The sequence below is a fragment of the Mesorhizobium sp. M7D.F.Ca.US.004.01.2.1 genome, from assembly GCF_003997785.1.
Classification (GTDB): Bacteria; Pseudomonadota; Alphaproteobacteria; order Rhizobiales; family Rhizobiaceae; genus Mesorhizobium; species Mesorhizobium loti.
This window is the reverse complement of record NZ_RZRQ01000255.1, coordinates 1-8,406: the sequence shown is the minus strand read 5'-3', so window position 1 is coordinate 8,406 and position 8,406 is coordinate 1. Positions and strand designations below refer to the sequence as shown.

General features: G+C 63.2%; 7 protein-coding genes and 1 pseudogene. 3 read left to right on the top strand and 5 right to left on the bottom strand.

From position 1 onward, the window contains the following. From EN993_RS26370 to EN993_RS26360, 3 genes are all read right to left on the bottom strand, one after another. Positions 1–1,029, bottom strand: a 1,029-nt coding sequence (locus EN993_RS26370) for a sugar ABC transporter substrate-binding protein (protein WP_164757818.1), incomplete at its 3' end; no start/stop codon positions are given. A 39-nt stretch (positions 1,030–1,068) separates the two neighbouring features. Continuing rightward, positions 1,069–1,833 carry an ATP-binding cassette domain-containing protein gene (locus EN993_RS26365; protein WP_109669560.1) on the bottom strand — a complete coding sequence of 255 codons (765 nt, stop codon included), beginning with the start codon at positions 1,831–1,833 and terminating at the stop codon, positions 1,069–1,071. Beyond that, a complete protein-coding gene (locus EN993_RS26360) occupies positions 1,830–2,996 on the bottom strand; it encodes an ROK family transcriptional regulator (protein ID WP_109669563.1) in 1,167 nt (388 codons plus the stop codon). The genes EN993_RS26365 and EN993_RS26360 overlap by 4 nt, the downstream gene beginning before the upstream one ends. A 220-nt stretch (positions 2,997–3,216) precedes the next feature. On the opposite strand from EN993_RS26360, the gene EN993_RS26355 reads away from it, so the two are divergent. Then, positions 3,217–4,395, top strand: coding sequence for a M24 family metallopeptidase (locus tag EN993_RS26355; protein ID WP_109669821.1), 1,179 nt, complete (start codon positions 3,217–3,219; stop codon positions 4,393–4,395). Positions 4,396–4,405: 10 nt separating this feature from the next. Next, positions 4,406–5,389: an amidohydrolase gene (locus EN993_RS26350; RefSeq protein ID WP_245468970.1), complete on the top strand. Its 984-nt coding sequence runs from the start codon at positions 4,406–4,408 to the stop codon at positions 5,387–5,389. 82 nt (positions 5,390–5,471) lie between these two features. Here EN993_RS26350 and EN993_RS26345 read toward each other — a convergent pair whose 3' ends face one another. Both EN993_RS26345 and EN993_RS26340 read right to left on the bottom strand, forming a co-directional pair. Then, positions 5,472–6,776 carry a M23 family metallopeptidase gene (locus EN993_RS26345; protein WP_127265223.1) on the bottom strand — a complete coding sequence of 435 codons (1,305 nt, stop codon included), beginning with the start codon at positions 6,774–6,776 and terminating at the stop codon, positions 5,472–5,474. A gap of 144 nt (positions 6,777–6,920) precedes the next feature. Beyond that, entirely contained in the window at positions 6,921–7,388 is a 468-nt protein-coding gene (locus EN993_RS26340; protein ID WP_126069342.1) for a peroxiredoxin, read from the bottom strand. Between the two features lie 95 nt (positions 7,389–7,483). Between EN993_RS26340 and EN993_RS26335 the strand changes: the two are divergent. Then, positions 7,484–8,406 (top strand): annotated as a pseudogene (locus EN993_RS26335) (hypothetical protein); the annotation flags it as partial.

Below are 8,406 nucleotides of genomic sequence, written 5' to 3'. Positions count from 1 at the left end.
CTTGACGGTGTCCGTCGGCGGCTTCTGGTTGCCCCAGAAGGCCGGGTTGTCGACATTTTCCTTGGTGATGGCGGCACCCGGGATCTTGATGTTCGGGCCCCAGGCTTCCTTGGTGACGGTCGATTTCAGGCCGAGCACGTCGTATTCGCCGGGCTTGATCTCTTCCTTCTTGGCGATCTTGTCCATGAACATGGCGACAGCCGCGGCCTGCGCGTAGAGCGGCTGCTCGACTTCGACGTTGAGCCAGCCCTTGCGGATCAGGTCGAGGCCGACCGGAGCGCCGTTCGAGCTCATCAGCATGACGTCGCCCGGCTTCTTGCCGGCGGCCTCGAGCGAGGCGACAGCAGCGACCGAAAGATGCGCGGCATGGCTGAAGATCAGATCGATGTCGGGGTTCGCCAGCATCTGGTCGGCAACGATGGTGCCGGCATTGCTGGCTTCCCACTGCATGGCCGGAAGCGAGATGATCTTGACGTCCGGAAACGCCTTCATCTTCTCTTCAAAGCCCTTCTGGATGTCGAGCGTGTAGGGGTCGCCGGGGTCGCCGAGCACCTGCAGGACCTTGCCCTTCACCGAGCCGTTCTTTGCTTTCAGCAGCTTCTCGGCCTGGTCGGCGGCGACGTATCCGATCTCGACCGTTCCGGCGACAGAGGTGAAGTCGGATGGCGTCGACGTGATCTGGCGGTCGAACTCGACCACCGGAATGCCGGCCGCGCGGGCGGCTTCAATGGACGGCTTCAGTGCGTTGAAATCGACGGCGGCAAGGATGATCGCCGCCGGCTTCAGCGCGATGACGTCGTTCATCTGTGACTGCTGGGCGTCGGTCTTGTTGTCGGCGTTCAGCGTCTTCATCTCGTAGCCAGTCTGCTTCAGGAACAGTTCCAGCGCGCTCACCGAGCCGGTCTGGAACTCGTCCAGCAGGGTCGGCACCATATAGTAGACGATACCCTTGGACTGGGCGAATGCCGGCGTGAGCGTGGCAAAGGCCAGTGCCAGGATACCGAAGACAGCAAGAAGTATTCGCTTCATGTCGTTCGCTCCTCTTAAGCCGGACCCCTCTTTTGTCCCTCAGCCCGCCGGTCCGGCACCGGCAAGCGTCTCTCCGGTGATCATGTTGATCACCGCATCGGGACTTGTTTTGTTGCGTGCGACATCGCCGGCCACGACGCCTTGCCGGATCACCACGATCCGGTCGGCGACCTGGAAGGCCTGCTGCATGATATGGGTGATGATGACGACGCCGATGCCCTGGTTCGCCACCTGGCGGATCATGTCGAGGCCGCGCCGCGTCTGTTCGACGCCAAGCGCTGCGAACGGTTCGTCGAGCAGCACCAGCTTGCCGCCCCAGTGCACGAACCGGTTCAGCTCGATGGCCTGCCGCTGGCCGCCCGAAAGATGCTCGACATTGGTGCGCAGCGAGGGAATGCGGGTCCCGGCGCTGGCCAGCGCCTTTCCGACGACGGCTTCCATGGCGCGCTCGTCGAGCACGGGAATGCCGAGAACCTTCCGGGTGATCTCGCGGCCCATGAAGAAATTGGCGACCACGTCGACATTGGTGCACAGCGACAGGTCCTGGTAGACGGTCTCGATGCCCGCCGCCTTGGCCTCGGCGGGCGACCGGGCAAGAAACTCCTTGCCCTCGAACAGCATACGGCCCGAGGTCGGCTCCAGTCCGCCTGCGATGATCTTGACCAGCGTCGATTTGCCGGCGCCATTGTCGCCCAGCAGCGCCACGACCTCGCCCTTGCCGATCGAGAAGCTGATCCCCTTGAGCGCTTCGATCGCGCCATAGTTCTTGGTGACGTTGTCGAGCACCAGCAGGGGTTCGTTCATGCCGCAATCTCCCTGGCTTTGAGAAGGTCGCGCTCGCGCTCGCGTTCGGCAGCGAACATCTGCCCGAAGCGGGGTGACAGCACCCCCGAAACCGCAAGGGCGGCAGCACCGCGCAACACCGAATGTTGCCCGCCGCGCGCGACGAGAATTCGAGGCGTCGTGCGGTCCTTCCGTGCGGAAACGGAGTTGTGCAAGCCGCCGGCCGAACCAGCCAGCCGTTCGAGCAGATCGGCGGATGCCAGCCCGCCGAGGATGACCGTCTCCGGGTCGAACAGGTTCTCGATGATGGCGACGGCATTGTGGAAGATCGGGCCGACTTCAGCCACCCAATCGGCCTCGCTGCCGTTCCAGCGCCGAAGCGCCTCGAGCGAGAGGTATCTTTCGAGACAGCCGCTGTTGCCGCACGGGCAAGCCTCGCCGCCGGGAACGACGGGAATGTGTCCGATCTCGCCGGCATTTCCCCAGGCGCCGCGCAAGGCGCCGCCGTCATGAACCATGACACCGCCAAGGCCGACGCCGAAATAGAGATAGTAGTATTCGGAAAACTGGGCGCCGAGGCCGTAGAGGCGCTCGCCCATGGCCGCTGCCGCCATGTCGGTTTCAAAGAAGGCCGGCAATCCGGTCGAGGCAGCCAGCCGCTCGCGCAGCGCCACATCCTTCCAGCCGGTCATGGTGGTCGGGCCGACAAAACTCATGGATTCGACGCCGAACGGTCCGGGCAGGGCCAGGCCGACCCCGAGCACCCGTCCGCCAGCCCGCAGTCTGGTCAATTCGATCACCATCGCCCCGATCAGGTCGAAGGCATGGTCCGGCGCCGCGTTCGGAGCTTCGCGATAGTTGCTCTCGATTACGTCGCCGCTCAGATTGATCAAGGCGGCACTGATGCCGAGCGGGGTGATGTGGACGCCGACGGCATAGCCGCCCTCGGGGTTGATGCGCAGGGTCGCCGGGGGCAGGCCGCGCCCCTTCGGCTCTTCGCGCAGCGACAGGATGTAGCCTTGGTCTTCCAGTTCGCGGACGATGGTCGACACGGTCTGGACGGTGAGGCCGACACGCCGGGCAATCTCGCCGCGGGCGATCGGTCCATGCAGGCGGATGGACTCGAGCACGATGCGCCGGTTGTACGGCCGCCCGAACTCCTGATTGGTCCCCCGCAGTGCCATGACGTGCGCCCCTTGGAGAGGGTAACTTGGCACCGCTTATTTATTCAGTCAAATGGAATTCAAAAATAAATGGTGGCGAAACCCGAATCCATGGAAGGCCGTGAAAGGACGCATCCTGCTCAGGACCTGCCTACGCGCCGCGCTGGCTGATTGCCGGCTTGTCGAAACCGTTTCAAAGGTGGCGAACCCGACCGTTGATCCGACAAAGCATGGAGCAAAGATGATCGAATTGCCGTTTGCCCGCGACGAGTACCAACAGCGGCTGCGCAAGATCCGTACCGAGATGGCCAAGCGCGGTCTCGAACTCCTTGTTGTCAACGACGTTGCCAACCAGCATTACATCACCGGCTATGATGGCTGGTCATTCTATACGCCGCAGGTGGTGCTCGTTCCAATCGAAGAGGTCGAGCCGGTCTGGATCGGGCGCGCCATGGATGCGGCCGGCGGTCTTCTGACAGCCTGGATGAAGCCGGAAAACGTGGTTGGCTTCCCGGAAGACCACGTTCAGCGCGTCGATCGCCATCCCATGGACTGGATCGCGAATTGGATCGTCGCGAAGGGCTGGGGTATCAGACATATCGGCATCGAACTCGAAGCCTACTATTTCTCGCCGAAAGGGCATGCCCGGCTCGTCGCCGGACTGCCCAATGCAAAATGGCATGATGCTGATCTGCTGGTGAATTGGATTCGAGCGGTCAAATCGGCGCCCGAGATCGCCTATTTGCGCAAGGCCTCGACCTTGGCCGAAGCAGCGGTCACGCGGGCCTTCGAAGTGATCGCGCCGGGTGTTCGCGAGTGCGATGCCATCGCCGCCATCCAGGCGGCGCAGATCGCCGGTAGTGCGGACTTCGCGGGTGACATCACCGCGCTGCCGCCGACAATTCTCGGCGGCGAAAATGCGTCCGCGCCGCACATCATGTGGAGCGACAGGCGGTTTGGGGACAACGAGACGATTGCGCTCGAACTTGCCGGCGTCTGCCGCCGCTATGCCGCCGGGCTGGCGCGAACCCTGCAGCTTGGCAAAACACCGACAAATGTCAGGGATACGGCAAAAGCGGTGCTCGAAGGCATGGATGCGGTGCTCGATGCGGTCAGGCCGGGAACATCAGCCGAAGCGGTCGAGGGCGCTTGGCGCAAGGTCATTCAACGCTACGGACTGAAGAAGGAGTCGCGCATCGGCTATTCGATCGGCGTCGCCTATCCGCCGGATTGGGGCGAGCACACGATCAGCCTCAGGCCGGGCGACAAGACTGTGCTTGAACCGGGCAACGTCGTGCATTCCATCCTCGGCATGTGGATGGACGGCTGGGGCATCGAGATCAGCGAGACCATCCTGGTCACCGAAACCGGCCATGAGACGCTGACCAGGTTCCCGCGAGAGATCCATGTCAAATCCTGAGGGTCCGGCCATGGCAAGCGGTTCTGCGAATCCCGACACGACCGATATCGATGCCGGAATTCTCGACCGGATGATCGAGATCCGCCGCCATCTGCACCGCAATCCGGAGCTTTCGAACCGCGAAGCCAACACGCAGCGTTATCTCAGGCAGATGCTGGTGGATCAGGGAATTGCCGACATTCGCGATGTCGCGGGCTTTGGCCTCGCGGTCGACATTGTCGGCACCGGCAAGCCGTCAAATCGAAAGCTGGCTATTCGCGCCGACATCGACGCCTTGCCGATCGAGGAGGAGTCCGGTGTCGAATTCGCATCGATGAACCCAGGTGTGATGCATGCCTGCGGCCATGATGCGCACGCATCGATGGCCTTTGCGGTCGCCGCCCATCTTCACCAGTCAAGGGACGACTTTGGCGGAACCGTCCGCCTGTTCTTCCAGCCGGCGGAGGAAGACGAACCGTCGGGCGGCAAGCGGGTGGTGGAGGAGGGGCTTCTCGACGACATCGACGCCGCCATCTGCGTCCACGTCGATCCGTACACGCCGACCGGCAAGATCGCCGTGAGTTCCGGCCCTTATACTCTGGCCTGCGATACATTTGATGTTCTCGTCACCGGCTCGGCCGCGCATGTTCGTGCGATATTGGAGGCAATAGCAACGGCCCACGGCGCCAGTGTGCAGCTCGACATCCACAAGGGCGAACCCGGCGTCGTCAACGACGTCGAGATGACGGAGTTGATTGTCGCCAGTGCCAAGGCCTGCATCGGGGTTGACAATGTTCTCAACACGCCTGGATGGACGATCGCGGACGACTTTGGCTACTACAGCGAGAAGTGTCCGTCGGTCTACTTCCGGCTCGGCATCCGCAACGAGGCGGTCGGATCGGTGTTTCCGCTTCACCATGCCCGGTTTCGCGTCGATGAGGCCGCCTTGAAGGTCGGCGCGGCCACCCTGGTTTCGGCAGCGACCTCGTTTCTGTCGATGCACCGGGAAAACTGACCAACGGACGGTGGAAACCGCTCATGGTCCATCAACGGCCACGATCGGCCATCGGCCGCATCGAGCAGAATCCCGAAATCGCCTACAGATACTGGGCGACCTTCTTGCCGACAGTCAGGAAGCGCAGGGGATCGATGGCTTCGCCATTGTGGCGGACCTCGTAGTGCAAATGCGGGCCGGTCGAGCGGCCGCTGCTGCCGGTCTTGCCGATGACGGCGCCGGCGTCCAGTTTCTCGCCCACGGTCACGTCGATCTCGCTGAGATGTCCGTAGCGCGTCGCAAAGCCATTGCCGTGGTCGACTTCCACCATGCGGCCATAGCCGCCGTTCCAACCTGCCTTGGTGACGATGCCGGGCGCCGTGACCTTTGCGGCCATACCGATCGGCGCCCTGAAATCCATGCCGGAATGGAGTGCTGCGGTGCCGAGGATAGGGTCGGTGCGCACGCCGAACGGGCTGGTGACGGAGTGGCCCGGCGCCGGATTGGTGAGCGGCAGCTGGCGCGCTTCCTTCTTGAGGTGGTCGAGCGCGTCAAGCGCTTCGTCCAACTCCTTGACCTTGCTGTCGAACATCATCGAACTGTCGAGTGGGATCAGCGGTCCGCCGACATCGCTATCGCCCTTGCCGAAGTCGCTGTCGACGGGCAGCCCGGCTGCTTGAAGCGCCTGGGTGATCGCGTCGGCGCTCTTGTAGGCGTTGTCGGCAAGCGTGCTGATGCGGGTGAGCTGGTCGCTCTCGATGGATTTCAGCGACTGGTTGATCGAGACGAACAGCTTGTCGGCACGATCCGCGGCTGAATCGTTGGGCAGCGGATCGGAGCGCGTCGACCACAGCGAGAACGGCCTGGTGTCGCCGGAGCCGAGGTCGGCGCTCAGGCTGGCGACCGCATAGCTCTGCGCAGGTGGGGCGATGCTGCCGGTCACTTCGGCGCGTTTGTCCGGCTTCGCAACCGCTGCCGGATCTTCGGCCGGCGCCGCGCCGACTTCGTTCTCGGCGCGTTCAAGCAGCGGGCCAAGCCGGCCGTGGCGCTGACTCAGCTGGCTCTGGCGTTCAAGCAGTTCGCTGACCTTGGTTTCCATCAATTGCTGGTCGAGCAACTGGCGGCTGGTGATACGGTCGACCTGGGCGCGAAGCGCCGAAATGCGGTCTTCATAGGCTTGCTGCATGCGCGCCTGCCGCGCCGTGGTGGCGCCGATCAGGTCGTCGCGCAGTACGAGATAGGAGGTGGCCATGAGGTAGCCGATGGCAATGGCAGCGAGCGCCGAGCCAATAAAGGCCACGAGCCAGGGGCGGATCGTGAAGTGCCTGATCTCGTTGCCCCGGGCGATGATGACCGTATGGGGCTCCTTGCGCCTGCCGAAGACTGCTGACTGACCGGTTGCGTTCACGGGACCAAGCTTTCGGTTACGACACCACGACAGCTCGATTACACATTATTAGGGTTAACAAAGGCTTGCGGCGCCGGCTTGCTGGCGGCGATTGCCCGCCAGACGGGCGTAGGGTTGTAGGGAGTCAGCCGTGCCGGCAAAACCTCAAAGGGCGCGAACGGCCTCGAGCACGTCCTCGGCATGGCCCTTGACCCGGACCTTGCGCCAGATCCTGGCGATCCGCCCGTCGCGGCCGATCAGGAACGTCGCGCGCTCGACGCCCATGTATTTGCGGCCGTACATCGATTTCTCGACCCACAGATGGTAGGCTTCGATCACCTTGCGCTCCTCGTCGGCGGCGAGGTCGACGGTGAGATTGTATTTCGACTTGAACTTGTCGTGCTTTTTGGCGTTGTCAGGTGAGAGGCCGATCACGACGGCACCGGCCTTCTCGAACTCCGGCTTCAACTGCGAAAAACTTATTGCCTCTTGCGTGCAGCTCGTCGTGTCGTCCTGAGGATAGAAATAGAGGACGACGGGTTTTCCGGACGAGGCAGCGAGGCTGAGCGACCCACCACCATCGCGGGGCAGATCGAATTGCGGCGCCAGATCGCCTACGTCGAGGTCAGCCATATCGATGCCCTTGTTTGTGGTTACGCGCCAAGCCACACCGATATAGTGTCGAACGGGGATTCGTCCACGATCGAGTTCGTACAACGGAAAATTGCGTGGATCAGGAGCAACCGCAGCACGAGAAGATCCGGTTCAGGCGTGATGAGATCACCGACCTGGCGGCCTTTCCGTCCGCCTGCCGCGTGCCGCCGCTCGGTCAGGCGTCGATCGGGCGCGGCTTTCGCATGCTGTCGCGGCTGTTTGCCGGCTTGGTCGCTCTTGTGCTGCTGGCGGCCGTGCTCGTTTATCTGGTTGGTGCCTCCGGCATCGGGGCCGACCGGCTTCGTACCGAGGCGGAAACGGCTCTTGAGAAACTGGCCGGTGTCGATGTCAATGTCGCGGTCGGGCCTGCCCGCATCACGCTCGACAGTTCGAGTTTCGTCGCGCTCCAGGTCAGCGACGTCAGCCTGAAGACATCAGACGGCAAGCCGATGGCCGATGCCGGCCGCGTGCGCTTTGGCGTGCGCCTGGTCCCGCTGCTGTGGGGCGATGTGCGGCTGACCAGCGCCAGGATCTCCGATGCCCACATTGTCGTCGCCGCGATGCCGTCAGGCGGCGACTGGACCGCCGCGCTGCGCAATGAGGACGGCCTCATCGATCCGGAGAAGCTGTCCACTGCGGTGTTCGGAAACGTCAACCGGGCACTCGATGCCGTGCGGGAAGATTCGCTGCGCCAGATCGATCTTCGCAATGTCGAATTCGTGCTGCCCGAAACCGCAGCGATCAAGCTCTTCAAGATAACCGACGCCACCGTCGTGCAGTCGGGACCGGGCGGCATGCAGTTTTCCTCCAAGGCGGATGTCGACGGCAGGACGGTTACCGTTGCAGCTTCCGCCACCCGCGATATCGCGGCGCACCGTGTCACGGCGCTGGATGCGAGCATCGATCTGGCGGATGCCGGTGACACGACGGCCGCTGCCGGCCAGTTGGGCGCGGTCACGCTGAAACTGACAGGCTCGGAAGGGTTCGGCGTGAATGC

Coding starts and splice junctions, on each gene's coding strand:
- EN993_RS26365 (WP_109669560.1), bottom strand. CDS start 1,833: ATGAACGAACCCCTGCTGGTGCTCGACAACGTCACCAAGAACTATGGC.
- EN993_RS26360 (WP_109669563.1), bottom strand. CDS start 2,996: ATGGCACTGCGGGGGACCAATCAGGAGTTCGGGCGGCCGTACAACCGG.
- EN993_RS26355 (WP_109669821.1), top strand. CDS start 3,217: ATGATCGAATTGCCGTTTGCCCGCGACGAGTACCAACAGCGGCTGCGC.
- EN993_RS26350 (WP_245468970.1), top strand. CDS start 4,406: ATGGCAAGCGGTTCTGCGAATCCCGACACGACCGATATCGATGCCGGA.
- EN993_RS26340 (WP_126069342.1), bottom strand. CDS start 7,388: ATGGCTGACCTCGACGTAGGCGATCTGGCGCCGCAATTCGATCTGCCC.